Consider the following 26182-nt stretch of genomic DNA (forward strand, 5'->3'; position numbering starts at 1 on the left):
CTGCAGTGAACAAGATGTACAAGGGATAGAAATGCATAACGGCGTGATGAAGGCCTGGTTGGAGTCATCTCACCTGGCTGGTGCGAATGCAAGCTATATTGAGGATTTGTACGAATCCTTCCTGGAAGACCCTGAGTCCGTAGCCGAAGAGTGGCGCAGCCTGTTTAGCTCGCTGCCCCAGGTCAATGGCCATGCGATAGAACAACCTCACTCCCGAGTCCGCGATTATTTCCGTCGCCTGGCCAAGGATCCCTCCCGCTACAGTGCCCCCGTCTCCGATCCGCAAGTGGATGCCAAGCAGGTGCGCGTACTGCAGCTGATCAACGCCTTCCGCTTCCGTGGCCATCAAAACGCCAATCTGGATCCGCTCGGCCTCTGGGCGCGTGAAACCGTTGCCGAACTGGATCCCGCGTTTCACAACCTGCAGGGCGCAGACATGGAGGCCACCTTCAACGTGGGCTCCTACGCCATCGGTCGCGAGACCATGGTGCTCTCCGATCTGTATGCCTCGCTGAAGAAAACCTACTGTGGCAGCATCGGCGCCGACTACATGCACCTCACCTCCACCGAGGAGAAGCGCTGGCTGCAACAGCGTCTCGAATCCATCGAAGGGACGGGCAGCTACACCCTGGAAGAGAAGACCCGCTTCCTCGAGAGCCTGACCGCCGCCGAAGGGCTGGAAAAATACCTGGGCGCCAAATTCCCGGGAGCCAAGCGTTTCTCCCTGGAAGGGGGCGATGCCATGGTACCCATGCTCAAGGAGCTTATCCGTCGCGCCGGTGAGCAGGGCTGCAAAGAGGCCGTCATCGGCATGGCCCACCGCGGCCGTCTCAACGTGCTGATCAACGTGCTGGGCAAGCGTGCCCAGGACCTGTTCGACGAGTTTGCCGGCAAGCACGGCGAATCCTGGGGCACGGGTGACGTGAAGTACCACATGGGCTTCTCGTCCGACTTCGCCACCCCGGGCGGCAACGTCCACCTGGCGCTCGCCTTCAACCCGTCTCACCTCGAGATCGTCAACCCTGTGGTCATCGGCTCGGTCCGTGCCCGCATGGACCGCCGTGGTGACAAGGACGGCTCGACCGTACTGCCCATCACCATCCACGGCGACTCGGCCATGGCCGGTCAGGGCGTGGTGGCCGAGACCTTCAACATGTCCCAGACCCGTGCTTATGGCGTGGGCGGGACGGTGCGCATCGTCATCAACAACCAGGTGGGTTTCACCACCTCTTACATCCGTGACCTGCGCTCTACCGAATATTGCACCGACATCGCCAAGGCGGTGCAGGCCCCCGTGCTGCACGTCAACGGTGATGACCCGGAAGCTGTGGTGCTGGTGACCCAGATTGCGCTGGATTACCGCAACACCTTCAAGCGCGACGTGGTGATCGAACTGGTCTGCTACCGTCGCCACGGTCACAACGAGGCCGACGAGCCGAGTGCGACCCAGCCCTTGATGTACCAGAAGATCAAACAGCACCCGACCCCGCGCAAGATCTACGCCGACCAACTGGTGGCGGAAGGCAGCATCAGTCAGGAGCTGGCCACTACCCTGGTCAACGAATATCGCGAGACCCTGGATCGCGGTGAGCGGGTGAGCAAGGAGTGGCGTCCGATGGAACTGCACTCCGTCGACTGGACCCCTTATCTCGGCCACGACTGGGCCATGGCCTATGACAGCACTGTGCCGATGGATCATCTGAAGTCCCTCGGCGAGCGGATCAGCCAGTACCCGGCCACCCACGTGCTGCAGCGCCAGGTCGAGAAGATCTACGAAGACCGTCGCCTGATGGCCGCCGGCGAGAAGCTGCTGGACTGGGGCTTTGCCGAGACCCTGGCCTACGCCACCCTGGTGGACAAAGGCTCGCGCATCCGCTTCACCGGTGAAGACTCAGGCCGTGGCACCTTCTTCCACCGCCACGCCGTGCTGCACAGCCAGACCGATGCCAGCACCTACACCCCGCTGTGCAACCTGCACGACGAACAGGGCCCGTTCGAGGTGTACGACTCGGTGCTGACCGAGAACGCGGTACTGGCGTTTGAATATGGTTACGCCAGCGCCGAGCCAGCCGGCCTCACCATCTGGGAAGCCCAGTTCGGTGACTTCGCCAACTGTGCCCAGGTGGTGGTGGATCAGTTCCTCTCTTCCGGCGAGCAGAAGTGGGGCCGGATGTGCGGCCTGACCATGCTGCTGCCGCACGGCTACGAAGGGCAGGGCCCGGAGCACTCCTCCGCCCGTCTGGAGCGCTATCTGCAAATGTGTGCCCAGCACAACATGCAGGTGTGCGTACCGTCCACCCCGGCGCAGGTGTTCCACATGCTGCGTCGCCAGGTGGTGCGCCCGATGCGCCGTCCGCTCATCGTGATGACGCCCAAATCCCTGCTGCGCCACCCGCTGGCGGTGAGCAAGCTCGAAGAGCTGGCCGAAGGCACCTTCCAGAACGCCATCGGCGAGATCGATGCGCTGGATCCGAAGGGCGTCAAGCGCGTGGTGTTCTGCTCCGGCAAGGTCTACTACGACCTGCTCGATGCCCGTCGCAAGGCCGAGCAGCAAGATGTGGCGCTGGTGCGAATTGAGCAGCTCTACCCCTTCCCGGAAGAGGAAGTGCGCGCCATCCTGGCCGACTACAGCCATGTCACCGACTTCGTCTGGTGTCAGGAAGAGCCGCAGAACCAGGGCGCCTGGTACTGCACCCGTCATCACTACGACAGCGTGCTGCCAAGCCATGCCCGTCTGCGTTATGCCGGTCGTCCGGCGTCGGCTTCACCGGCCGTCGGTTACATGTCAGTCCACGCCAAGCAGCAAAAAGCCCTGGTGGAAGACGCGCTGACCCTGGAATAAACCCGTTGCGAAGGAGAGGGCACGCGGTTGCGCCGACCCTCTCCGACTCTGGAACAAGCCTGCTGGCCAAGAAGTAACAAGGAACTGATTAGATGACTATCGAGATCAAAGTACCGGACCTGCCGGAATCAGTGGCGGATGCCACCATCGCCACCTGGCACAAGAAACCGGGTGATCTGGTTGCCCGTGATGAAGTGCTGGTCGACATCGAGACCGACAAGGTCGTGCTGGAAGTGCCGGCGCCGGAAGCCGGCGTGCTGGGCGACATCCTGCAAAGCGAAGGGGCCACCGTGCTCTCCCGCCAGCTGATCGCCATGCTCAAGCCTGCCCCGGTGGCCGGCGAAGAGACCAAGGAGAAGCCGGTCGAAGCGGTGGCCGATGACGCTGCCGATGGTCTGAGCCCCTCCGTGCGCCGCCTGGTGGCCGAGCATGACATCGACGTCGCCAAGCTGACCGGTACCGGCAAGGGCGGTCGCGTCACCAAGGAAGACGTGGAAGCCTTCATCAAGGGTGGCAACAAGCCTGCCGCCGCCCCGGTTGCCGCTGCAGCCCCGGCTGCACCGGTCGCCCCGCTGGCCGGTCGCACTGAAAAACGCGTGCCCATGACCCGTCTGCGCAAGCGCATCGCCGAGCGTCTGCTGGAGGCCAAGAACACCACCGCCATGCTGACCACCTTCAACGAGATCAACATGGCGCCCATCATGAAGCTGCGCAAGCAGTACGGCGAGATCTTCGAGAAGAAGCACGGCATCAAGCTCGGCTTCATGTCCTTCTACGTGAAGGCGGTGGTGGAATCCCTCAAGCGCTACCCGGAAGTGAACGCGGCGCTGGACGGTGACGACATCGTCTACCACAACTACTTCGACGTCAGCATCGCCGTCTCCACCCCCCGTGGTCTGGTGACCCCGGTGCTGCGTGACTGCGACAACATGAGCCTGGCCGACATTGAGAAGGCCATCAAAGACCTGGCCGGCAAGGGCCGTGACGGCAAGCTGACCGTGGATGAACTGACCGGCGGCAACTTCACCATCACCAACGGCGGCGTGTTCGGCTCCCTGATGTCCACCCCGATCATCAACCCGCCCCAGAGCGCCATTCTGGGCATGCACAAGATCCAGGACCGCCCCATGGCCGTCGACGGCAAGGTTGAGATCCTGCCGATGATGTACCTGGCGCTCTCCTACGATCACCGCATCATCGACGGCCGCGAGTCGGTGGGCTTCCTGGTCTCCATCAAGGAACTGCTGGAAGATCCGACACGTCTGCTGCTGGACGTCTAAAGAAATCGGCCGGACCGGCAAGCCCTCGGCTTGACGGCTCGCGCCACAAGCTTGCCGCCGGACTTCCCGTTCGGCGGCAAGCGGGGGTCAACCCGGCCCCGACGGAACGTCTGAGTGAAAGTGAAATTAGAAAGATAACGAGGGGCCGCCTTGGCCCCTTTCACAGGGGATTGAGAAACACGAGCCCCGGACGGAAATACCTACAACACGGATAGAGCATCTATGAATCTGCATGAATATCAGGCAAAACAGCTGTTTGCCGAGTATGGCCTGCCGGTCTCCGAAGGTTATGCCTGTGCCACCCCGCAGGAAGCGGCCGAAGCGGCCGACAAGATTGGCGGCAACACCTGGGTCGTCAAGTGCCAGGTCCACGCCGGTGGCCGCGGTAAAGCGGGCGGCGTCAAGCTGGCCAAGAGCAAGGACGAGATCCGTGCCTTCGCCCAGAACTGGCTCGGCAAGAACCTGGTGACCTATCAGACTGACGCCAACGGTCAGCCGGTCACCAAGATCCTGGTGGAATCTTGCACCGACATCGCCAAGGAGCTCTATCTGGGCGCCGTGGTTGACCGTGGTTCGCGCCGCGTGGTCTTCATGGCCTCTACCGAAGGTGGCGTGGAGATTGAAAAAGTCGCCCACGAAACCCCGGAACTCATTCACAAAGCCGCCATCGATCCGCTGGTAGGCCCGCAGCCTTATCAGGCCCGCGAGCTGGCCTTCAAACTGGGTCTGGTTGGCGAGCAGATCAAGCAGTTCACCAAGATCTTCATGGGTCTGGGCCAGATGTTCCTGGACTGCGACTTCGCCCTGCTGGAAATCAACCCGCTGGTGATCACCGCCCAGGGCAACCTGCACTGCCTGGACGGCAAGATCAACATCGACGCCAACGCCCTGTACCGTCAGCCCAAGCTGCGCCAGATGCACGATCCGTCCCAGGATGACCCCCGCGAAGCGCACGCCGCCCAGTGGGAGCTGAACTATGTGGCGCTCGATGGCAACATCGGCTGCATGGTCAACGGTGCGGGTCTGGCCATGGGTACCATGGACATCGTCAACCTGCACGGCGGCTCACCGGCCAACTTCCTGGACGTCGGCGGCGGCGCCACCAAGGAGCGGGTGACCGAGGCGTTCAAGATCATCCTCTCTGACAGCAAGGTACAAGCCGTGCTGGTCAACATCTTCGGTGGCATCGTGCGCTGCGACATGATCGCGGAAGGCATCATCGGCGCCGTCAAGGAAGTGGGGGTGAAAGTGCCCGTGGTGGTGCGTCTGGAAGGCAACAACGCCGAACTGGGTGCCCGTAAACTGGCCGACAGCGGCCTCAATATCATCGCCGCAACGAGTCTGACTGACGCAGCTCAGCAAGTGGTAAAAGCAGCGGAGGCCAAATAATGAGCGTTCTGATCAACAAAGACACCAAGGTGATCTGCCAGGGCTTTACCGGCGGTCAGGGTACCTTCCACTCCGAACAGGCGATTGCCTACGGTACCCAGATGGTTGGCGGCGTCTCCCCGGGCAAGGGCGGCACCACCCACCTGGGCCTGCCGGTGTTCAACACCGTCCGTGACGCCGTGGAAGCCACCGGCGCCACCGCCTCCGTCATCTATGTTCCGGCCCCGTTCTGCAAGGACGCCATCCTGGAAGCCATCGATGCCGGCATCAAGCTCATCGTCACCATCACCGAAGGCATCCCGACCCTGGACATGCTGGACGTCAAGGTGAAGCTGCAGGAAACCGGCGTGCGGATGATCGGGCCGAACTGCCCGGGCGTCATCACCCCGGGTGAGTGCAAGATCGGCATCATGCCAGGCCACATCCACAAGCCGGGCAAGGTGGGCATCGTCTCCCGCTCCGGCACCCTGACCTATGAAGCGGTCAAGCAGACCACGGACGAGGGCTTCGGCCAGTCCACCTGCGTCGGTATCGGTGGCGACCCCATCCCGGGTTCCAACTTCATCGACATCCTGGAGATGTTCCAGAATGACCCGCAGACCGAAGCCATCGTGATGATCGGCGAGATCGGCGGCAACGCCGAGGAAGATGCGGCGGCCTACATCAAGGCCCACGTCACCAAGCCGGTGGTCTCCTACATCGCAGGTGTCACCGCCCCGGCTGGCAAGCGCATGGGTCATGCGGGCGCCATCATCGCCGGTGGTAAAGGCACCGCGGCCGAGAAATTTGCCGCCCTGGAAGATGCCGGCGTGAAAACCGTGCGCTCCCTGGCCGATATCGGCAAGGCCCTGCGTGAAGTAACCGGCTGGTAAGTTATTTTGCCTGTTATCTCTGATAAAAATGCCGCCCTTGGGGCGGCATTTTTTATGGGGATAGTTTGCTTTTTTGCCTGCGTAACTTAATTCAGTACAAATCTCAGCTCAAAGGGGCGCGATGAAGGCACTGGTCTCTGCGTGCGATGAATTGAAGACTATCATGTAAACGATAGAGTCATAATAATAAAATTTGCACATGCTGAATGGCGGACTATATTCTTATGGTTTGCAAATGATATCAATATCAATGCTGCTGGAGAGGGTAATATGATGACTTCTAAAGGTATGTTTTTCTTTTGTGTTTCTTCTGCACTTATTTCCGGCTGTTCTAGTAATCTAAGTGCAGTAGATAAACTGACTAGCTCGACTCAAAATGATGGCGGTATTTCATCTTACTTTAATGACATTCCATTTCAAAGTCGCTTTCTTGCAATCAATGGCCAACTTCCTATAGATACTGTAGGAATGCCTTGCGTTGCGAGTAGTTATCGAGTGCCATATTCAATGATATGTCTGAGTACAGATAAGTCGAAAGTCATCGAATATGACTACCCCGTGACAGGAAATCCTGGTAAAAAAATAAAAGACATTAAAAACAGCCTCACTAATTTAGAGAAAAAATCACAAGACTTAGTTACCAAATTGCTTGTTAAGGCTACTTGCAAAAATGCAGGAAAAGAAGAGTGCACAGCGGAGATTGAGAGTGCATCTACTGCTCAGTCAGAATTTCAATCTTTACAGGCGGAAGTATTATCAAAGTTGTCAGATGGTAATACGTTTATATTTCAGTGGAGCAGCACTGCCGGTGGTGGATTCGATGTAGAAGCTGACCCCTATGGGAAAATTGATGGGCAGGGTGGCTATCAGAATAGTGGAATTACAATCGTGTCTGGTTTACGCATATCCCAATTTTTAGTGGGAAATGATATCAGCAGTATTTATCGGAATTTACCAAAGGATACTAAATTAGCAACATTTGTCATGCAGGCACAAGGAATTGCATACATAAGCACTAGAAGCATTAGTGCTACGGTGCAAGCTCGTTTAGGGCTAACGCCCACTCAATTTAGTGACATAATAAGCACTTTGTCTGGCGCTCAGAAAATACAACTGGCAGCAGCTTTCAATTATGTAAGCAGCCTGAGTAATGAAGGTCAATTTCACACTGTAAATAAGAACATTAAAGATGTGCCGACGTGGAGCGCAACAGGTAAGATAGAAGACCATGGATATCAAACTTTCTATGCAACCATGACAAAATTAGATGAGCTTAAAAAAATGATTGAGAGAAAATAGTAAATTAGTTACAGACCATATCTGCATATGCAGTGTGGTTGTATTATGACAGTGTAATTGGATGCTTGAAAAACATTGTTAATGCTTTCCCATTTATTCGAGTGAAATGCCATTTTTGACATTGCAATTGTTTGATGTGGCTACTGATAGAGTAATGCCTTGACCAAGAAAGTCTGATACTCAATAGGGCAATTCAACCCATCATGGGAACATTAGAATTTCAAAATTTATTGTCTTGTATCTATTTGTCTCCCCTTGTTTTACCGATAGCTACTAGTGAGTAGGCGAGCAAGGTTCTTCCACCAACCTTGAAAAATCGGGCCATAGGGCGTATAACCACGCGCTTGTCAGTGTATTGAGTGAGCCAATTTTTATGCAGCAGAGTGAACCCGTGCAGAACGCCCCCTTTTGGCAGGTTAAAAGCCTGCAACAGATGACCATGACGGAGTGGGAGTCCCTGTGCGACGGCTGCGGCAAGTGCTGCCTGAACAAGCTGATCGACGAGGACACCGAGGAGCTGGTGTTCACCAACGTGGCCTGCAACCTGCTCAATACCAAGACCTGCCAGTGCTCCGACTACGGCAACCGCTTCAAAAAAGAACCGGACTGCCTGCAGATCACCCACGACAAGATTGCCGAATATGACTGGCTGCCGTCGACCTGTGCCTACCGCCTGCTGGCGGAGGGGCAGGGCCTGCCAGAGTGGCATCCGCTGATCACCGGCAGCCGCAGCGCCATGCACCAGGCCGGCCAGTCGGTGCGCGGCAAGGTGGTGCACGAGGTGGATGCCGGCGACTGGATCGATCACATCATTACCTGGGCCAGCTAACGCCAGGCCTGTCTATCGGGCCAGTCGCGAGCTGTACCAACTGCGAAGGGGCAGGGGAGTCATCACTCTCCTGCCCCTTCGGCTTTCTGGTGCTTTCCGAAGCGCTGTGAAGGCGCCTATTTGTCCGCCTTGCCAGCGGCATCGGCCAGTTTGGCCAGCTGTTTGTCATACCAGGCCACCGGACGGTTTTCATCTTCCGCCCGCTCTTTGCGCCTGATGGCATTGCGCACCGCCATGGCGCCCAGCCAGCGAAAGGGTTCGGACGGGAAGTAGCCACGCGGGCCGCTGACCAGCGAGCATTCACGCCACGGTTTGTCCGCTTCCCGCACTTCATCGCGCACCAAGGCCGCCAGGATCTGGCCGCCCATCCAGCTCTGCGCCACCCCGTTGCCGGAGTAACCGAGGCCATAGACGATATTGGGCTGCCCTCGCCAATGGCCGAAGAAGGGGAGGCCATCCACCGAGCGGTCGGAGGCGCCGCACCAGCTGGCGGCGATGGGCACCTCCTTGAGCGCCGGAAAGAAGCGGCGCAGGGTGCGGGTGAGAGGGGCAAGATAACGGCTAGGCGCATCGAACTCGGCCAGATGGCGGTTGGCAAAGGCGAAGGTGTTGCCCCCCTTGCCCAGCATCAACCGCCCTTGCGGGGTGGAGCGATAGTAATGGACAAAGGTGCGGCCATCCACCACGGAGCGGCCGTGCGCAAGCTGCTGGGCGGCCAGTGCATCCGGCGCGGGGTCGGTTATCACCATATCGGAGGAGACCAGCACTATGCTGCGGCGAAACTCGCGAAAGTGCTGCACCATGGCGCTGTTGAGGGCCAGCACCACCTTGCGGGCACGCACCTCACCCTGCGGCGTTTGCACCCGTGCCGGCAGGCCCGCCTCAAGGCGTTGCATGGGAGAGTGCTCATAGACCTCGACCCCCAGCTCCCGCGCCACCCGCAGCAGGCCACGCACCAGCAGCGCCGGTTGCACCGAACCAGCGTGGGGGCTGTAGAGCCCCTCCAGATGAACGTGGGAGCCGCTCTGGCTCGCCAGTTCACCCTCTTCAATCGCCTGCCACTGGTTAAGGTCGGCGCGCTGTAGCTCCCGCAATACCGGCTCCATCAGGCCGCGCTGCGCCTCGCTGGTGGCGGTGTAGCAGGTGCCCTCGACCCTCAGCTCTGCCTCTATGTTGTGCGTTTCGCAGAAGCGGGCGATCTCGTGTACCGCCTGTTCGGATCTTTGCAGCAGCCAGGCGGCCTGCTCTTCGCCAAAGAGGCGCTTTAAGGTCAGGTATTTGGCCGACCAGGTGAGCAGGCAGCCGCCGTTGCGCCCGGAGGCGCCGCTGCCGCACAGGTCTTTTTCCAGCACCATGATGCGCAAGTGTGGCTCGGCCTGTTTAAGGGCGATGGCGCTCCACAGCCCGGTAAAGCCGCCACCGACGATGCAGACATCGGCCTCGTGGTGGCCGTGAAGGGGCGTGGGCGGCGCGGGATGTTCGGCGGCGAGCGCCTCGGCCAGCCAGAAGGGGAGAGTGGACATGATGACTCCTCGATAAGGTTATGGGTGGCGCCAGCGCTGGGTGCGATCCAGCAGGGCGCGGCTCAAAAAGAGCTGGAGCAGCTTGACGGTGGTGGCGGCCAGCAGGATCAGGGTGGCCATGGCGGCGGCCGCGGCGGTATCGCCGGAATCCTCCATGTTCAGCACGGCGATGGAGGCGAGCACGCTGTCGCTCGAATAGAGGAAGATCACCGCCGAGGTGGTGGTCATGGCGTTGACGAACAGATAGATGAAGATCTCCAGCAGCGCTGGCAGGGAGGCGGGCAGGGTGACCCGCCAGAACGCCTTCCAGAGTGGAATGCGCAATGAGATGGCTACCAGCTCCAGCTCCTTGGGCAGTTGCTTGAGGCTGGTTAGCGCCGTCATATGGCCCACGGTGTAGTAGTGGATGGCGCAGGAGAGCACCATTAGTGGCAGGGTGCCGTAGAGGCCGCCAAACAGCGGATTGCCGTTGAAAAAGAAGATGTAGCCCAGCCCCAGCACCATGCCGGGTACCGCCAGCGACAGCATGGCGAGCAGATGGAGCAGCTGGCGCAGCGGCGCGAAGTGGCGCCCCTTCTCCTGCGCCCAGGCCAGCACCATCACCAGCACGGTGCCGATAAGCGCGGTATAGAGGCCCAGCTGCAAGGTGTTGGTAAAGGGCTGCCAGCCGTAGACGCTGTTGCTGTCAAAGGCGTAGTGATCCAGCGTCAGCCCGAGGTTGTAGGGCCAGAACTGTACCAGGGAGCCGTAAACGGCCATCCCCACCAGCGCCAGAAACAGCAGGGCCCAGAGGGTACACCAGCCGAGCGCCAGCAGATCCCGCAGCCGATGGGGTTTGGGCTGATAGGGCACCACCTTGGTGCTGCTCTGCTCCTGTATCTTGCTGCGCACTCTGTGCTCCAGCGCAAAGCTCAACAGTGCCGGCAGCAGCAGGGTGACGCTGGCAACGGCGCCCAGCGAGAAGTTCTGCATCCCGATCACCTGCCGGTAGATGTCGGTGGCCAGCACGCTGTACTGGCCGCCAATCACCTTGGCCACCCCGAAGTCACAGATGGTGAGGGTGAAGACCGCGATGGCGGCGCTGAGCAGGCCATAACGGGCGGTAGGCAGGGTGACGGTGACAAAGGTACGCCAGCCGCTGCTGCCCAGCACCCGGGAGGCTTCATAGAGGCGGGCGTCGCTCTGACCGAGCGCCGTGATAAGGATCATCAGGGCGTGGGGGAAGCACCAGAAGCCCAGACCAATGACGATGCCGATGGGGCCGTAGATGCTCTCGCCGCCGAGCAGCCCTTTGGCGATCCCCTGATTGCCAAACCAGTAGACCAGACTGATGGCGGGCAGCAGGGAGGACATCAACAGTGGAATAAGGCCGATGAGACGAAACAGGGGCTTGCCTGGCATGCAGGTGCGGGTGAGGGCATAGGCGTAGCCAAAGGCGATGGTCACCACCAGCGCGGTGATCAGCACCCCGAGCCAGAGGGTGTTGCCGATGGTGCGCCCCAGATGAGGGGAGTCGAAGTAGGCGCTGAAGTTGGCAAGGCCCACCCAGAGGCCGTTCTCATCCTGCAGGCTCTTTTGCAGCATGGTGAGCAGCGGCAGCAAGAGGCCCCCCACCAGCAGGGCGATGCCGAGCACTAGTAGAGTCAGTTGCAGCAGCTGATCACGGCTCCAGCCGCGACAGAGCCGCTGCCAGCGGCCGTCTTGCCGGGCTGTCGCTGGCGGCAACAGGGAGGAGGTCGCAAAGGGGGTTGTCATGGGCGCTCTCCTTCAAACAGCTGCATCGCCCCGGCAGGCCAGTGCAGCGAGCAGCGCATGCCGCTGCGCCAGCCACCCTGTTCGTGGCGGGGCAGCTCGTGGGTCGGGCGCTCCACCAGGATCTGCTGCGGGCCCAGATAGGTGTCGGCGGTGCAGATCAGGCGCTGGGCGGCGCCGAGAAACTCCACCTGATCGATGGTAGCTTCAATGCCATGTTGCCCAAGATACGGCTCGCTCGGTGCACTCAGGGTGATTGCCTCTGGGCGGATCGCCACCTGCAATTTGCTGCCGGCGGCGGCCCGGTTGGCAAGTGTCAGCGGCTGCTCGTTGAGGCGCACCTGAGTGGGGCTCAGCACCAGGGTCTCGAGGAAGTTCATGGTGCCGACAAAGCTTGCCACGAAGCGGCTGGCAGGCTGGTGGTAGATCGCCTGTGGAGTGCCCACCTGTACGATGCGGCCGCCTTCCATCACCACGATGCGATCGGCCATGGTCAGCGCCTCTTCCTGATCGTGGGTCACCATGATGGTGGTAATGCCAAGGCGCTGCTGCAGGGCGCGGATCTCGCTGCGAAGATGGGTGCGCACCAGCGCATCCAGTGCGCTGAGGGGTTCGTCGAGCAGCAGCAGGCCGGGGGAGAGGGCCAGCGCCCGGGCCAGCGCCACCCGCTGCTGTTGGCCGCCGGAGATCTGGCTTGGGTATTTGTGGGACTGGGCAGTGAGATCCACCAGCCCCAGCCAGTGATCGACCCGCTCCTTGATGAGATCCCGTGCCAGCCCCTGATTCTCAAGGCCGAAGGCGATGTTCTGGGCCACCGTCAGGTTGGGGAAGAGGGCATAGGACTGAAACACGATGCCAAAGTCGCGCTGCTGGGGCGGCAGCCGGGAGATATTGCGCCCCCCTTGCCAGATCTCGCCGCTGTCCGGCAGATCCAGCCCGGCGATGGCTCTGAGCAGGGTGGTCTTGCCGCAGCCGGAGGGGCCGAGAAAGCAGATAAACTCCCCCGGCTCAATGGTCAGAGAGATCCCCTTGAGGGCCTGAAAAGCACCGAACTGCTTGTTGAGATGTTGAATGTCCAGATAGGGCTGGGTCATGGTTCGACTCGCTACTGATTTGGTATATACCAGTTTGCAGGTGAAGTGTGACGGTCAGGTGATCGAGGGATGACAGCTTGATGACAGTCAGATGAGATCGGGTCGCCAGCAAGTGGCTAGGCCCTGTGTGGATGGGCGAAGCGTCGCTAATTGGGAGTGAAACAAAAAGTGAAACGAAAACAGTGAGCGCAACCCAAAAAGGGAAGGCCAACACCTGTTGGCCTTCGACTGGCAGTTTATTGGTGGCGGTGTGTGGGGCGTGAACAAACCGCCGCCCTTCACGCTTACTGCTTGGCTTCGGTCTTGCCGTCGAAGCTGGCGCTCCACTGGGCCAAAATGGTATTGCGCTCGCGGGCGGCCCAGCCAAAGTCGTTGTCGATCATCTGGCCTTTGATATCCGCCGGATAGCCCGCTCTCGGTTGGGCTACATCGGGGATGGCGACCACTGCGAACGACTTGTTGTAGAGGGCGTTGGCCTGTTCGGTGGCGGCAAAGTCGAGCAGCTGTTTGGCGGCTTCCAGCTTGGGGGTGCCCTTGATGATGGCGGCGGCTTCCATGTCCCAGCCCGACCCCTCTTTCGGGAATACCACCTCGATGGGGGCACCCTTGGCCTTGAGGCTGGTAGCCGGGAAGTCGAAGGAGATACCGATCACCGTCTCGCCGCTGGCGGCAAGCTTGCAGGGGGCGGAGCCCGAGTGGGTGTAACGGTCGATGTTCTGGTGCAGTCCGTTCATAAATTGCCAGCCCTGCTGCTCGCCCATGGTCTGCAGCCAGCCAGCAACGCTCAGGTAACCGGTGCCGGAGGAGCTGGGGTTAGGCATGATCACCTTGCCCTTGTAGACGGGCTTGGTGAGGTCGGCCCAGCTGGTGGGGGCCGGGATCCCCTGTTTCTCCGCCTCTACCTTGTTGAAGCAGATGGCGCTGAAGAAGGCGTCCAGACCGATCCAGTGCGGCTTGGCCTTGCTGTCGCGAAAGCGGCTGTCGAGCTTATCCAGTCCTTTCGGTGCATAGGCACTCAGCATCTGCTGCTGATCGAGCTGCATCAGGCTGGTGGCGGCCAATCCCCATACCACATCCGCTTTGGGCTGGGCTTTTTCTGCCAGCAAGCGGGCGGTGACCACGCCGGTGGAGTCACGCACCCACTTGATGTTGATGTCCGGATGCTGGCGTTCGAACGCGGTTTTCAGCTCGTTGAGCTGCTCCGGTTCGAAGGCGGTGTAGACGGTGAGATCGGTGGCGGCCAGTGCCGGGGCGGTCATGGCAGCCAGCACGGCGGCGGCCAGCAGATGGGTTCCCTGTTTCATCCTCTTCTCCAGTTAAATTGGTTTGGTATAAACCAGATTGGTCGAGAGAGAGGCTAGGGGATCTTTATGACGTGACCGTGACAGCCCCGTGACGTTTTGCCGTTCCTGATTTATCCGTGACTAATCCTGGGTATCCACCTCGATCTCCAGACTGTCGTGGCGCCAGTACTCCAGATCGAAGTCGAGTACCCGGCCGTGCTGATCGAAGTTGAGTCGCTCGAGGCGCAGGGCGGGCAGACCGGCGGTGGCCCCCAGCGCCTTGGCCACCGCGTCCGGCAGGGCGGTGGGGAAGAAACGCACCTGCATGCGGGCGTAGTGGAGATCGTAATGGGCCTGGTAGATCTCGGTCAGGCTGCCGTTGAGATCCAGCTCCAGCAGGCCGGGCACCCGCTCAGGCAGGCAGTGGTTCTCGCAGTAGCAGATGGCGCGCCCGTTGGCGTAGCGCAGCCGCTTGAGCAGAAACAGGCTGTCGAACGGCTTGAGCTGCAACTGCGCCATCAACGCGGGCGGTACTGCCTGGCGGCTTTTCTCCAGCAGCTCGGTGCGCGGCTCGCCACCTTGCTCCCGCACTATCTGGTGAAAGTTGGAGGTGCGTCTGGGGTTGAGACTGAAACGCGGCGGGGTGACGAACCAGCCGCGGCGATCCTCCCGATAGATAAGGCCGTTTGCCTCCAGCTGAACCAGTGCCTCGCGGATGGTGACCCTTGTGGTGCCATAGAGTTCCCCCAGCAGCCGCTCGGAGGGGAGCTTGTCGTTGGGGGCCAGCCCCCCGCCAGGATCTGGTTGGCGAGGGCATCCTTGATCTGCAGATATTGCGGTTTGCTCATGAAAATCCTTAGTTATGCAATGAGTGTGCAATGAGTTGGGCAATGAGTTGGGCAATGGGCTGGGCACAGGGCTGGTCATTTGCCCGGTCGTTAAACGGCGACATCAACATGCATTGGTAGATACCAGAATCGCCCCTGCTGTTCAGGCTTCCTAGATTATCGCGATCCCGGCGCTGAAAATGAATTTTTTGTTGCACGTAGCGCCACCCCTTTGACCTTGGCGGGGCAGTTACCCACAATGCGCTCATTCTGGTATATACCAAAAGGAGCGAAGTCATGACCCATATTCCTGCGGCCCCTGCCGCCGTCGATTACCTGCTGCTGACCCCTGGCCCCCTCTCGACCACCGCGACTGTACGCGCCGCCATGCTGCAAGACAGCTGCACCTGGGATGCGGATTACAACCAGGGTGTGGTGGAGCCCATCCGCCGCGAGCTGGTGCGCCTCGCCACTGGCCCGGAATATCAAAGTGACTACAGTGCCGTCTTGCTGCAGGGGAGCGGCAGCTATGTGGTGGAGAGCGTGCTGGGCTCGGCGATCGGTGTCGATGAGTGTCTGCTGATCATCAACAACGGCGCCTACGGTGCCCGCATGGGGGAGATGGCCCGCTGCCTTGGCCTGCGTCACCACGAGCTCGACTGCGGCGAGACAACCCGCCCGGAACCTGCCGCCATTGAGGCGATGCTGGCGCGCCACCCCGAGATCACCCACTTGGCCATGGTGCACTGCGAGACCACCACCGGCATGCTCAATCCGCTCGATGAGGTGGCTGCGCTCTGCCTGCGCCGCGGCATCCGCCTGATCGTCGATGCCATGAGCAGCTTTGGCGGCATCCCCATCGACATGGGCCGCCTTGGCATCGAGTTTCTCATCAGCTCGGCCAACAAATGCATTCAGGGGGTACCGGGCTTTGGCTTCGTCATCGCTCGCCGCGCCGCGCTGACGGCCTGTGCCGGTCGTGCCCGCTCGGTCTCCCTTGACCTGCACGCCCAGTGGCAGACCATGGAGCAGCAGGGGGGCAAGTGGCGCTTTACCTCCCCCACCCATACCGTGCTCGCCTTTGCCCAGGCCCTGCGCGAGCTGGATGAGGAGGGGGGCATTGAAGCCCGTCATCAGCGCTACAGCGAGAACCAGCGCACCCTGGTGGATGGCATGGCCGCTCTTGGCTTTGCGCCGCTGCTGCCCGAGCAGTGGCAGTCTCCCATCATCACCGCCTTCTACTCTCCGGCCCATCCTGATTACCGCTTTGCCGACTTCTACCAGCGGCTCAAGGCGCAGGGCTTTGTCATCTATCCGGGCAAGGTCTCCCAGGCCGACTGCTTCCGTATCGGCAATATCGGTGATGTGACCCCAGAGCGGGTGCGCTGCTTGCTCGCCGCCATGGCCAGCGCCTGCTACTGGCAAGGGGACGCGCGATGACCTGCATGGTGCCTCAGGGTTGCGATCAGCACGACCATAAGCTGCACGGCAGCGAAGGGGATATCAACCTCGGCGAGGGGCGCTCACGCTGGTGGGCAGGTCAGAGCGAGGCGGTGCAGGCGGGATTGGCGGAGGATAGCCGCTACTTTCTCCATCAGGCCCTTTCCACCCCCTGTCTCGATCTGCTTGAGGGCGCGCAGGGGAGCTGGCTGACCAGCGTATCGGGCAAACGGTATCTCGATTTTCACGGCAACAGCGTCCATCAGCTGGGCCACGGTCACCCCAGGGTGGTGGCCGCGGTGCAGCAGCAACTCGCCGATCTGCCGTTTGCACCCCGCCGCTACACCCATCAGGTTGCCATCGACTGTGCCCGCACCCTGGCCGAACTGGCCCCCGGCGATCTCAACCGGGTGCTGTTCGCCCCCGGCGGCAGCGAGGTAGTGGGGATTGCCCTGAAGCTCGCCCGTTTCATCACTGGCAACAGCAAGGTGGTGTCCCTCTGGGATGCTTTTCACGGTGCCTCCCTCGATGCCATCTCGGTCGGCGGTGAAGCCTGTTTTCGCGCCGGCATGGGCCCCTTGATGGCCGGTGTGGAGCGCATTCCTCCCCCCACCCGTTATCGCGGTGTCTGGTATCGCGGGGAGGGGGATGACCTGCACTACGCCGATTATCTGGAGTACGTCATCGAGAAGGAGGGAGGGATCGGCGCCTTTATCGCCGAGCCGATCCGCAACACCGACGTACAGGTGCCCTCGAAGGCCTACTGGCAGCGGGTGCGGGAGATCTGCGATCGCCATAAGGTGCTGTTGATCGTCGACGAGATCCCCAATGCCCTGGGGCGCACTGGCCACTGGTTCAGCTTTGAAGAGTTCGGCATCGAGCCCGACATCATCTGCCTGGGCAAGGGGCTGGGGGGCGGGGTGGTGCCGTTTGCGGCTCTCATCACCCGCGACCGTTTCAATCAGGCCGCAGCCATCTCGCTCGGTCACTACACCCACGAGAAGAGCCCCATCGGCTGCGCGGCGGCCCTCGCCACGATAGAGACAATCCGCGAAGCGGGGTTGCTGGCAAAAGCGCAGGAGGATGGCCACTTTATGGCGGCCGAGCTCGGCAAGTTGGCTGAGCGTCACCCGCTGATCGGGCAGGTGCGCGGCATCGGTTTGCTCTGGGCGCTCGATCTGGTGGTCGAGCACCAGAGTCGCACCCGCAATAGCCAGGCCGCCGAGCGGCTGCTCTACCGCTGTCTGGAACTGGGGCTCAGCTTCAAGGTCTCCCAAGGCAACGTTATCCAGCTCTCGCCGCCGCTCAACATCGCTCGCACCGATCTGGTGCGCGCCATCACCATTCTCGATCGCGCCCTTGGCGAGATCGCACTTTCACCGAAACAGGAACATCACCATGACTGACTTGCAGATTGCTGTAGACCCGACCACCGACGTGGAGGCGCTGATCCTCGACTGGGCCGGCACCGTCGTCGATTTCGGCTCCTTCGCCCCCACCTCCATCTTCGTCGAGGCCTTCGCCCGCGCCTATGACTTTGCTGTGACCCTGGATGAGGCGCGCCAGCCCATGGGGCTGGGCAAATGGGACCATATCGCCGCGCTGGGCTGTCTGCCCTCGGTGGCTGCGCGCTGGCAGGCCCGCTTCGGTCACCCCATGAGCCACGCCGAGGTGGACCACCTCTATCACACCTTTATGCCGCTGCAGATTGCCGCGGTGACCCGCTTTGCTGCCCCCATTCCCGGCGTGTTGCCGGTGCTGGAGACACTGCGGGGGCAGGGGATGAAAATCGGATCCTGCTCCGGTTATCCCCGTCCGGTGATGGAGGCGCTGGTACCTGCTGCGGCCGATCACGGCTACCGCCCGGATCACTGGGTCGCCACCGATGATCTCAAGGCAGGCGGTCGCCCCGGCCCCTGGATGGCGCTGGCCAACGTGATTGAGCTGGGAGTGAGCGCGGTGCATCGCTGCATCAAGGTGGATGACGCCGTGCCGGGTATCAGCGAAGGGGTGAATGCCGGCATGTGGACGGTGGGATTGTCGGTTTCCGGCAACGAGTTCGGCGCCACCTGGGGAGCGTTTTCCGCCATGAGCGAGGCGGAGATCGCTGCCCGGCGTAGACCGGCGGAGGCTAAACTGCGAGCGGCGGGGGCGCACTACGTCATCGATACCCTGGCGGATATCGCCCCGGTCATCGCCGACATCAACCGCCGTCTGACTGTGGGTGAGCGGCCCTGAATAAGGCGGGAGAGAGGAGGGGAGTGCCGGCCTTGCCGGCAGGTTTTCAGGCCGATACTCCCTGACTATCAGGTATAAAAAACCGGCGCTTTGGCGCCGGTTTTTGTTCACCGAGACTCTATTACAGAGAAGCGGTGAAGGTACGGGTGATGACGTCTTGCTGTTGCTCTTTGGTCAAAGAGTTGAAGCGAACGGCATAACCGGATACGCGGATGGTCAACTGCGGATATTTTTCCGGGTTTTCCATGGCGTCCAGCAGCATTTCACGGTTCATCACGTTGACGTTCAGGTGCTGACCGCCTTCCAGGTTGGACTCATGGTGGAAGTAACCATCCATCAGACCGGCCAGGTTGGCTTTCTGGGCTTCCATGTCTTTACCCAGCGCGTTCGGCACGATTGAGAAGGTATAGGAGATACCATCTTTGGCGTAAGCGAACGGCAGCTTGGCAACGGAAGTCAGGGAAGCAACGGCACCCTTCTGGTCACGACCGTGCATCGGGTTGGCACCCGGGCCGAACGGTGCACCAGCGCGACGGCCATCCGGGGTGTTACCGGTCTTCTTGCCGTACACCACGTTGGAGGTGATGGTCAGCACGGACTGGGTAGCCACGGCACCACGGTAGGTGTTCAGCTTCTGAATTTTCTTCATGAAGCGCTCAACCAGGTCGCAGGCGATGTCATCGACGCGAGCGTCGTTGTTACCGAACTGCGGGTACTCGCCTTCGATTTCGAAGTCGATGGCAACGCCATCTTCGTCACGAACCGGCTTGACCTTGGCGTACTTGATAGCAGACAGGGAGTCAGCTGCTACGGACAGACCCGCGATACCACACGCCATGGTGCGATATACGTCACGGTCGTGCAGCGCCATCAGAGAGGCTTCGTAGCTGTACTTGTCGTGCATGTAGTGGATGATGTTCAGCGCAGCAACGTATTGCTTGGCCAGCCAATCCATGAAGTGATCCAGTCTGTCCATCACGTCGTTGTAGTCGAGGTACTCGGACTTGACCATTTCGGTTTTCGGACCGACCTGGATCTTGAGCTTCTCGTCCATACCGCCGTTGATTGCATACAGCATGGTCTTGGCCAGGTTGGCACGAGCACCGAAGAACTGCATCTGTTTGCCGACGATCATCGGGGACACACAGCAAGCGATGGCGTAGTCATCGTTGTTGAAATCCGGACGCATCAGATCGTCGTTCTCGTACTGAACGGAAGAGGTCTCGATGGATACCTTGGCACAGTACTTCTTGAAACCGACCGGCAGCTTCTCGGACCACAGGATGGTCAGGTTCGGCTCAGGGGACGGGCCCATGGTGTACAGGGTGTTCAGCATACGGAAGCTGTTCTTGGTGACCAGGGTACGGCCGTCAACGCCCATACCAGCCAGGGTCTCGGTAGCCCACATCGGGTCGCCGGAGAACAGTGAATCGTATTCCGGGGTACGCAGGAAGCGAACCATACGCAGCTTCATGACCATGTGGTCCATCAGCTCCTGGGCTTCTTGCTCGGTGATCAGGCCTTTCTTCAGGTCACGCTCGATGTACACGTCCAGGAAGCTGGAGGTACGACCGAAGGACATGGCGGCACCGTTCTGGGACTTGACTGCCGCCAGGTAGGCGAAGTAGGTCCACTGGACGGCTTCTTTGGCGTTTTTGGCCGGTACGGAGATATCGCAACCGTACTTGGCAGCCATCACCTTCATCTGTGCCAGGGCACGGTGCTGCTCGGAGATCTCTTCGCGTAGACGGATGGTGGCTTCCAGGTTGACACCGTTTTCCAGGTCAGCCTGCAGGGACTTGAACTGGGCCAGTTTGTCGGCCATCAGGAAGTCGATACCGTACAGGGCAACACGACGGTAGTCACCGATGATACGGCCACGGCCGTAGGCATCCGGCAGACCGGTGATGACGCCGGACTTGCGGCAGTTCAGGATGTCTTTGGTGTAAACGTCAAACACGCCCTGGTTGTGAGTCTTGCGGTACTCGGTGAAGATCTTCTCGACCATCGGGTCCAGCTGACGACCGTACACTTCGCAAGAGGTCTTGACCATCTTGATACCGCCGTTGGCGATGATGGCGCGCTTGAGCGGCTTGTCGGTCTGCAGACCAACGATTTGCTCCAGGCTCTGATCGATATAGCCGGCATCGTGAGCGGTAATGGTGGAGGGCAGGTCGGTATCAAAATCGACCGGCGCGTGGGTGCGGTTCTCGATCTTGATGCCTTCCATGACCTTGTCCCACAGCTTGGTGGTAGCTTCGGTCGCGCCAGCCAGGAAGGACTCGTCACCTTCATACGGGGTGTAGTTCTTCTGGATGAAGTCACGGGTGTTGACAGAGGTCTGCCATTCACCGGCCGCGAAGCCTTCCCATGCTTTTTGGAACTGTTCGTTAAGTTCTGCCATTTTCATTACCTCACACGGTATTGATGTAGTATCCCGCAATCATCCTTAATGATGACGACGGAAGATAAACCAGTAAGTCAGACCAACCATGACGCCACCACCAATGATATTACCTATGGTGACGGGAATGAGGTTGTGTAGGACGAAGTTGGATACGGTCAGGTCGGCAAAGGTCGCCGGGTCCTGGCCGATGGCCTGCCAAAATTCCGGGCCTGCTACCGCATGGATAGCGATACCGACCGGGATCATAAACATGTTTGCGATGCTGTGCTCAAAACCGGAGGCCACGAACATGGCGACGGGGAGCAGCATGACCATCACCTTGTCGGTCGCACTGCGGGCGCCGAACGCCATCCACACGGCGAGACACACCATGAGGTTGCAGAGAATACCGAGGGCAAGGGCCTCGAAGAAGGTATGGTGGATCTTGTGCTGGGCCACCTTGAGGGCGTTCAGACCCCACTGACCATCTGCCGCCATGTATTCGGCCGACATGATGATGAGGCCGACGATGATGAGACCGCCGATGAGGTTGCCGAAGTAGACCAGTCCCCAGTTCTTGAACAGCTGGGCCCAGGTGATGCGGTTGGCCGCCTTGGCCACCAGGGTCAGGGTGGTGGAGGTGAACAGCTCGGCACCGAGCAGCACGCAGAGGATCAGACCCAGTGCGAAACAGAGACCGCCGACCAGCTTGCTGAGGCCCCAGGCCACATTGCCGGCACCGGTCGTCACCGTGATGAAGAAGACGAAAGCAATGGCGATGAAAGCGCCTGCGGTGATGGCCAGGGGGATGACCTTGTATGCAGGCTTGGTGGCCTTGGCATAGGTGATATCTTCTGCCAGTGCAGCGATGGCTTCTGGCTTGAGACAATCAAAGGGAGATTCTGCTTTCAATTCTCATGTACCTGATGTTTTGCCTGTGGAAATCATAACAAAGGGCCAGATCGTCAAAATTGACTCCGATCAAGAATTGCAGATTGTGAATGTAATTTTACTACAAAAATTTGAGTCCTCCGGCAGCGTGGCTTTACACCAGGTTTCAGCTGAAACATAAATGCTGATTTTTTAATGCAATGATTTTAAACAATTTATTTTTCATCGCCTAAAAATGGTACTGGCAAGGCATCTTTGCATCTCCCCAGCATTCTCTGCCCCGGCTTGGCAACCCCCTAAGAGGTATTTTTTGTTTTTTATTTCATCTTTGAATAACAAACCGCCTCTCTGGCGACCATAAAGCAAAAGGGGCCATCAGGGCCCCTTCACATACTACCATATCAGCCCCATGAGTGGGTTCGCTTGGCCTTCTGCAGCTTCTCATAGGCTGCCAGCAGCTTCTGATGCAGCGGGAACTGGCTGAGGGACAGGTCGGCAGCTTCCAACCCGTGGAAGCGGGCTTCGCCACTGGCGTGGGCCCAGGCCTGTGCCAGCGTCTCTTCACCATACATGCGGGTGAACACGGCGCGGTACTGCTCGGGGTCGCGATCCTCATCCAGGAACAGCTCGACGCAGGCGCGCAGGGCACGGTAGTAGTTGGCACGATCGGCCGGGAAGACCGACTGGTTGAACTCCATGGTCCAATCGATGAGATCGAGCGCCGTGTCGAGTTCGCCAGCGGCCAGCGCCAGCATGGCTTTGAGCTCGCCCACCCGCAGGGTGTGCAGGGCGGTGCCCTTGGCGGCGGCGATGCCGAGCAGCTCGCGCACCCGGGTGCGCTCGTCGTGACCCTCTTCATCCAGCTGGTCGAACAGCGCCATGTACTGCTCCGCGTCCCACTCCAGCGCCGGCAGCGCCAGGATGGTCTCCCGCAGGTGGGCACCCATGGTGTTGTTGGCCAGCAGCAGGTCTTCGGCTGGATAGATGTCGGACATGCCGGGCACCAGGATGCGGCAGGCGTAGACGCCCAGGTGCTCGTAGTCGGCGATGTAGACCGGCTGCTCCAGCTCGTGGAAGATGCCGATCAGGTGGTCGAACTCCTCTTGCGAGGTGCCGCGGAAGTCCCAGTCGGCAAACTCGAAGTCCGCATCCTGCTTGAACAGATCCCAGCTGATGAGGCCGGAAGAGTCGATGAAGTGGGTTTCCAGGTTGTGGTGATCCGCCACCTGCTCGTTGTCGAACGAGGGCGGCACGAACACGTCCAGATCCTTGAGGCTGCGGCCCTGCAGCAGCTCGGTGACGGTGCGCTCGAACGCCACTTCGAAGCGCGGGTGGGCGCCGAAGGAGGCAAAGCAGGTGCCGTTGCTCGGGTTGAGCAGCACCACGCAGATGACCGGGTAGCGACCGCCGAGCGACGCGTCGAAGCTGTAGATGGGGAAGCCTTCGGCTTCCAGCGCATCGATGGAGGCCTTGATGCCGGGGTAACGGGCGATCACCTCATTCGGGATCAGCGGCAGGCTGAGGGCCTCGGCGATGATCTTGTTCTTCACGTGGCGCTCGAACACCTCGGACAGCCCCTGGGTGCGGGCTTCGGTGCGGGTGTTGCCGGCGCTCATGCCGTTGGAGACATACAGGTTGCCGATGATGTTCATCGGGATGTAGACGGTCTGGTGATCAGACTGGCGCTCGAAGGGCAGGGCGACGATGCCGCGCTCTTCGTTGCCGGATTGCAGATCCACCAACATGTCGGCGGTCACTTCACCGTCCGGGTTGTAGAACTTGCGGGTGAAGCTGTCGAGCAGACCGGCGGGCAGCTGATCTCCCTCGATGGGGAACCACTTTTCGTTCGGGTAGTGAACGAAGTCGCCATTGGCGACCTGCTCGCCCAGATAGAAGTCGGCGAAGAAGTAGTTGGTGGAGAGACGCTCGAAATATTCGCCAAGGGCGGAGGCGAGCGCCGCCTTCTTGCTGGCACCCTTGCCGTTGGTGAAACAGAGGGAGCACTCCTTGTCCCGGATGTGCACGGACCAGACGTTGGGCACGGGGTTGAGCCAGGAGGCCTCTTCGATATCAAACCCCAGGGCTTGCAGCTTGGTCTGGAAGCGTTCGATGGAGTCTTCCAGCGCAGCGTCCTTGCCGGGAATAAAAGTGTGGTCGGTCATCACGATATCCTGATTTTTATTGGCTCATGTTTGGCCGCAGATAATAGCAGGGGTCGGCGCGTTTGGCAGGCAAAAAACGGGACCCATGCCCCGTTTTGCTCTCCATTCAGCCGAGGTCGGTCACGGCTCAGCCGATGAATTTCAGACCCAGGATCCCGCCGATGATCAGCAGCAGGCAGAGCACCCGGGCGAGGGTGGCCGGTTCGTTGAACAGCCAGATCCCCATCAGCACGGTGCCGACCGCGCCGATACCGGTCCAGACCGCGTAGGCGGTACCAAGGGGCAACTGTTTGACCGCCATGGCGAGCAGCAGCACGCTCACCCCCATGGCGATCAGGGTCAGCAGGGTGGGCAGGGGACGGCTGAAACCGTCGGTGTATTTGAGGCCGATGGCCCAGGCGACCTCGAACAGGCCGGCCAATAGCAGGAGCAACCAGGACATAAGGCAGATTCCGCAGGAAGCAGGGTCGTCCCTGCGTATCAGGAGGCCTCGAGGTCGTCCCCGAGGAGCAGCTGGGCTGCCGGTCGGTCTCAATGATGCCCTAAGTTGTAGCGGGATGCCAACCGGCTGGCCGCAGGTCGGCCAGGCTGACGGATATTGCAGCGAACGGCACAGAATATTGCGCAATTCGACTTGCGCCCGCCGTCACAATCCGTAATGTGGACAGACGCATTTTTCGCAACCCATATTTTGTGAACCGCTTGTAAACGGCCCGCGCCGGACAAGGGATCACGGGTATCACACTCGGTTTCTATAAGCAGCTATCCAGGGTAGGACATTATGAAAAAAGTAGGTTTGGTCGGTTGGCGTGGCATGGTGGGTTCGGTGTTGATGAGCCGGATGCAGGAAGAGAAGGATTTTTCCCGCATTCAGCCCACCTTCTTCACCACCTCCCAGGCCGGTGAGGCCGCCCCCAATTTCGGCGTCGATGCCGGCACCCTGCAGGATGCCTTCGACATCGAGGCGCTGGCCGCACAGGACGTCATCATCACCGCCCAGGGCGGCGACTACACCAAGGATGTCTATCCGCGTCTGAAAGCCGCCGGCTGGCAGGGCTACTGGATTGATGCCGCCTCCTCCCTGCGTATGGAGAAGGACGCGGTCATCATCCTGGATCCGGTCAACGGCGACGTCATCGAACATGCCCTGAACAACGGCATCAAGACCTTCGTCGGCGGCAACTGCACCGTCAGTCTGATGCTGCTGGCCCTGGGTGGCCTGTTCAAGGCCGATCTGGTGGAGTGGGTGAGCGTGGCCACCTATCAGGCCGCCTCCGGTGGCGGTGCGCGCCACATGCGTGAGCTGGTCACCCAGATGGGCATGCTGCGCGATGAAGTGGCGGTGGAGCTTGCCGATCCTGCCTCCGCCATCCTCGACATCGAGCGCAAGATCACCGAGAAGACCCGCTCCGGCACCCTGCCGGTGGACAATTTCGGCGTGCCGCTGGCCGGTGGCCTCATTCCCTGGATCGACACCAAGCTCGACAATGGCCAGAGCCGTGAAGAGTGGAAGGGCCAGGCCGAGACCAACAAGATCCTCGGCATCGAGAACGCAGCCATTCCGGTGGATGGTCTGTGCGTGCGCATCGGCGCCCTGCGCTGCCACAGCCAGGCCTTCACCATCAAGCTGAAAAAAGACGTGCCGCTGGCCGAAATCGAAGCCCTGCTGGCTGCCCACAACGACTGGGTCAAGGTGATCCCCAACGATCGCGACATCACCGCCCGCGAGCTGACCCCGGCTGCCGTTACCGGCACCCTCAGCATCCCGGTCGGTCGTCTGCGCAAGCTCAACATGGGTCCGGAGTACCTGGCCGCCTTTACCGTGGGTGACCAGCTGTTGTGGGGCGCCGCCGAGCCGCTGCGCCGCATGCTCAACATCCTGCTGGATCGCGGTTGATCCGGTTGCACCCAGCATGAACAGGGGGCCGCGGCCCCCTGTTTTTTTTGCGCTTTTGCCACCCAGGCCGGCCGTGAGTGCAAAAAGGGTGGGCTGGCGGGTGATGCCTGCCATCCGCTTGTTATTAATGGAATCAATATTGACTAATCGCCTGGCTTATTTTTGCGTGACTCAGTAA

At 60.3% G+C, this 26182-nt stretch carries 19 protein-coding genes; 10 read left to right on the forward strand and 9 right to left on the reverse strand.

The features are described from left to right. The first annotated feature begins 31 nt into the window (after positions 1-31). From sucA to ACPDZI_RS09405, 6 genes are all read left to right on the forward strand, one after another. The gene (gene sucA / locus ACPDZI_RS09380) at positions 32-2842 is read left to right on the forward strand and encodes a 2-oxoglutarate dehydrogenase E1 component (RefSeq protein WP_043162312.1); all 2811 of its coding nucleotides are present in this window, start codon (positions 32-34) and stop codon (positions 2840-2842) included. Between the two features lie 92 nt (positions 2843-2934). Then, positions 2935-4122 carry a 2-oxoglutarate dehydrogenase complex dihydrolipoyllysine-residue succinyltransferase gene (odhB, locus tag ACPDZI_RS09385; RefSeq protein ID WP_011705800.1) on the forward strand — a complete coding sequence of 396 codons (1188 nt, stop codon included), beginning with the start codon at positions 2935-2937 and terminating at the stop codon, positions 4120-4122. Positions 4123-4344: 222 nt separating this feature from the next. After that, positions 4345-5511, forward strand: a complete 1167-nt coding sequence (gene sucC, locus ACPDZI_RS09390) for an ADP-forming succinate--CoA ligase subunit beta (RefSeq protein WP_016350506.1) — start codon at positions 4345-4347, stop codon at positions 5509-5511. Then, positions 5511-6383 (forward strand): succinate--CoA ligase subunit alpha, encoded by an 873-nt coding sequence (gene sucD / locus ACPDZI_RS09395; protein ID WP_005300222.1) that lies wholly within the window; start codon positions 5511-5513, stop codon positions 6381-6383. The genes sucC and sucD overlap by 1 nt, the downstream gene beginning before the upstream one ends. A gap of 270 nt (positions 6384-6653) precedes the next feature. After that, positions 6654-7682: a hypothetical protein gene (locus ACPDZI_RS09400; protein WP_273776556.1), complete on the forward strand. Its 1029-nt coding sequence runs from the start codon at positions 6654-6656 to the stop codon at positions 7680-7682. 373 nt (positions 7683-8055) lie between these two features. Next, a complete protein-coding gene (locus tag ACPDZI_RS09405) occupies positions 8056-8511 on the forward strand; it encodes a YcgN family cysteine cluster protein (RefSeq protein ID WP_043118980.1) in 456 nt (151 codons plus the stop codon). A 116-nt stretch (positions 8512-8627) separates the two neighbouring features. Here the strand turns inward: ACPDZI_RS09405 and ACPDZI_RS09410 are convergent, their stop codons facing one another. From ACPDZI_RS09410 to phnR, 5 genes are all read right to left on the reverse strand, one after another. Beyond that, on the reverse strand, positions 8628-10034 hold the full coding sequence (locus ACPDZI_RS09410) for an FAD-dependent oxidoreductase (RefSeq protein ID WP_438834403.1): 1407 nt from the start codon (positions 10032-10034) through the stop codon (positions 8628-8630). Positions 10035-10052: 18 nt separating this feature from the next. Then, positions 10053-11789 (reverse strand): putative 2-aminoethylphosphonate ABC transporter permease subunit, encoded by a 1737-nt coding sequence (locus ACPDZI_RS09415; RefSeq protein ID WP_438834404.1) that lies wholly within the window; start codon positions 11787-11789, stop codon positions 10053-10055. After that, a complete protein-coding gene (locus ACPDZI_RS09420) occupies positions 11786-12880 on the reverse strand; it encodes a putative 2-aminoethylphosphonate ABC transporter ATP-binding protein (RefSeq protein ID WP_438834405.1) in 1095 nt (364 codons plus the stop codon). Before ACPDZI_RS09420 ends, ACPDZI_RS09415 begins: the two co-directional genes overlap by 4 nt. 284 nt (positions 12881-13164) lie before the next feature. After that, a complete protein-coding gene (locus ACPDZI_RS09425) occupies positions 13165-14184 on the reverse strand; it encodes a putative 2-aminoethylphosphonate ABC transporter substrate-binding protein (RefSeq protein ID WP_438834406.1) in 1020 nt (339 codons plus the stop codon). A 120-nt stretch (positions 14185-14304) separates the two neighbouring features. Then, positions 14305-15042, reverse strand: coding sequence for a phosphonate utilization transcriptional regulator PhnR (gene phnR / locus ACPDZI_RS09430; protein ID WP_438834407.1), 738 nt, complete (start codon positions 15040-15042; stop codon positions 14305-14307). Positions 15043-15287: 245 nt separating this feature from the next. Here phnR and phnW point away from each other — a divergent pair, with 245 nt between their 5' ends. The 3 genes from phnW to phnX are packed head-to-tail and all read left to right on the forward strand — an operon-like array spanning position 15288 to position 18668. After that, positions 15288-16430, forward strand: coding sequence for a 2-aminoethylphosphonate--pyruvate transaminase (gene phnW / locus ACPDZI_RS09435; RefSeq protein ID WP_323904017.1), 1143 nt, complete (start codon positions 15288-15290; stop codon positions 16428-16430). After that, positions 16427-17836: an aspartate aminotransferase family protein gene (locus tag ACPDZI_RS09440; protein ID WP_438834408.1), complete on the forward strand. Its 1410-nt coding sequence runs from the start codon at positions 16427-16429 to the stop codon at positions 17834-17836. Before phnW ends, ACPDZI_RS09440 begins: the two co-directional genes overlap by 4 nt. Further along, positions 17829-18668, forward strand: a complete 840-nt coding sequence (gene phnX, locus ACPDZI_RS09445; RefSeq protein WP_438834409.1) for a phosphonoacetaldehyde hydrolase — start codon at positions 17829-17831, stop codon at positions 18666-18668. Before ACPDZI_RS09440 ends, phnX begins: the two co-directional genes overlap by 8 nt. Positions 18669-18789: 121 nt before the next feature. On the opposite strand, the gene pflB is transcribed toward phnX, so the two are convergent. The 4 genes from pflB to sugE all read right to left on the reverse strand — a co-directional run bounded on the left by pflB (position 18790) and on the right by sugE (position 24549). Continuing rightward, positions 18790-21072 (reverse strand): formate C-acetyltransferase, encoded by a 2283-nt coding sequence (gene pflB, locus ACPDZI_RS09450; protein ID WP_331412803.1) that lies wholly within the window; start codon positions 21070-21072, stop codon positions 18790-18792. Positions 21073-21117: 45 nt separating this feature from the next. After that, positions 21118-21966 (reverse strand): formate transporter FocA, encoded by an 849-nt coding sequence (focA, locus tag ACPDZI_RS09455; RefSeq protein WP_011705812.1) that lies wholly within the window; start codon positions 21964-21966, stop codon positions 21118-21120. 380 nt (positions 21967-22346) lie between these two features. Further along, the gene (gene ycaO / locus ACPDZI_RS09460; RefSeq protein WP_438834410.1) at positions 22347-24107 is read right to left on the reverse strand and encodes a 30S ribosomal protein S12 methylthiotransferase accessory factor YcaO; all 1761 of its coding nucleotides are present in this window, start codon (positions 24105-24107) and stop codon (positions 22347-22349) included. A 127-nt stretch (positions 24108-24234) separates the two neighbouring features. After that, positions 24235-24549 (reverse strand): quaternary ammonium compound efflux SMR transporter SugE, encoded by a 315-nt coding sequence (gene sugE / locus ACPDZI_RS09465; RefSeq protein ID WP_011705814.1) that lies wholly within the window; start codon positions 24547-24549, stop codon positions 24235-24237. A gap of 339 nt (positions 24550-24888) precedes the next feature. Here sugE and asd point away from each other — a divergent pair, with 339 nt between their 5' ends. Further along, positions 24889-26004, forward strand: a complete 1116-nt coding sequence (asd, locus tag ACPDZI_RS09470; RefSeq protein ID WP_016350519.1) for an aspartate-semialdehyde dehydrogenase — start codon at positions 24889-24891, stop codon at positions 26002-26004. Positions 26005-26182: the final 178 nt, after the last annotated feature.

Source organism: Aeromonas oralensis, assembly GCF_049665575.1.
Classification (GTDB): domain Bacteria; phylum Pseudomonadota; class Gammaproteobacteria; order Enterobacterales; family Aeromonadaceae; genus Aeromonas; species Aeromonas hydrophila.

What these genes read in the sequence shown, in the direction of transcription:
- sucA (WP_043162312.1), top strand. Translation starts at nt 32, where the DNA reads ATGCATAACGGCGTGATGAAGGCCTGGTTGGAGTCATCTCACCTGGCT.
- odhB (WP_011705800.1), top strand. Translation starts at nt 2,935, where the DNA reads ATGACTATCGAGATCAAAGTACCGGACCTGCCGGAATCAGTGGCGGAT.
- sucC (WP_016350506.1), top strand. Translation starts at nt 4,345, where the DNA reads ATGAATCTGCATGAATATCAGGCAAAACAGCTGTTTGCCGAGTATGGC.
- sucD (WP_005300222.1), top strand. Translation starts at nt 5,511, where the DNA reads ATGAGCGTTCTGATCAACAAAGACACCAAGGTGATCTGCCAGGGCTTT.
- ACPDZI_RS09400 (WP_273776556.1), top strand. Translation starts at nt 6,654, where the DNA reads ATGATGACTTCTAAAGGTATGTTTTTCTTTTGTGTTTCTTCTGCACTT.
- ACPDZI_RS09405 (WP_043118980.1), top strand. Translation starts at nt 8,056, where the DNA reads ATGCAGCAGAGTGAACCCGTGCAGAACGCCCCCTTTTGGCAGGTTAAA.
- ACPDZI_RS09410 (WP_438834403.1), bottom strand. Translation starts at nt 10,034, where the DNA reads ATGTCCACTCTCCCCTTCTGGCTGGCCGAGGCGCTCGCCGCCGAACAT.
- ACPDZI_RS09415 (WP_438834404.1), bottom strand. Translation starts at nt 11,789, where the DNA reads ATGACAACCCCCTTTGCGACCTCCTCCCTGTTGCCGCCAGCGACAGCC.
- ACPDZI_RS09420 (WP_438834405.1), bottom strand. Translation starts at nt 12,880, where the DNA reads ATGACCCAGCCCTATCTGGACATTCAACATCTCAACAAGCAGTTCGGT.
- ACPDZI_RS09425 (WP_438834406.1), bottom strand. Translation starts at nt 14,184, where the DNA reads ATGAAACAGGGAACCCATCTGCTGGCCGCCGCCGTGCTGGCTGCCATG.
- phnW (WP_323904017.1), top strand. Translation starts at nt 15,288, where the DNA reads ATGACCCATATTCCTGCGGCCCCTGCCGCCGTCGATTACCTGCTGCTG.
- ACPDZI_RS09440 (WP_438834408.1), top strand. Translation starts at nt 16,427, where the DNA reads ATGACCTGCATGGTGCCTCAGGGTTGCGATCAGCACGACCATAAGCTG.
- phnX (WP_438834409.1), top strand. Translation starts at nt 17,829, where the DNA reads ATGACTGACTTGCAGATTGCTGTAGACCCGACCACCGACGTGGAGGCG.
- pflB (WP_331412803.1), bottom strand. Translation starts at nt 21,072, where the DNA reads ATGGCAGAACTTAACGAACAGTTCCAAAAAGCATGGGAAGGCTTCGCG.
- ycaO (WP_438834410.1), bottom strand. Translation starts at nt 24,107, where the DNA reads ATGACCGACCACACTTTTATTCCCGGCAAGGACGCTGCGCTGGAAGAC.
- sugE (WP_011705814.1), bottom strand. Translation starts at nt 24,549, where the DNA reads ATGTCCTGGTTGCTCCTGCTATTGGCCGGCCTGTTCGAGGTCGCCTGG.
- asd (WP_016350519.1), top strand. Translation starts at nt 24,889, where the DNA reads ATGAAAAAAGTAGGTTTGGTCGGTTGGCGTGGCATGGTGGGTTCGGTG.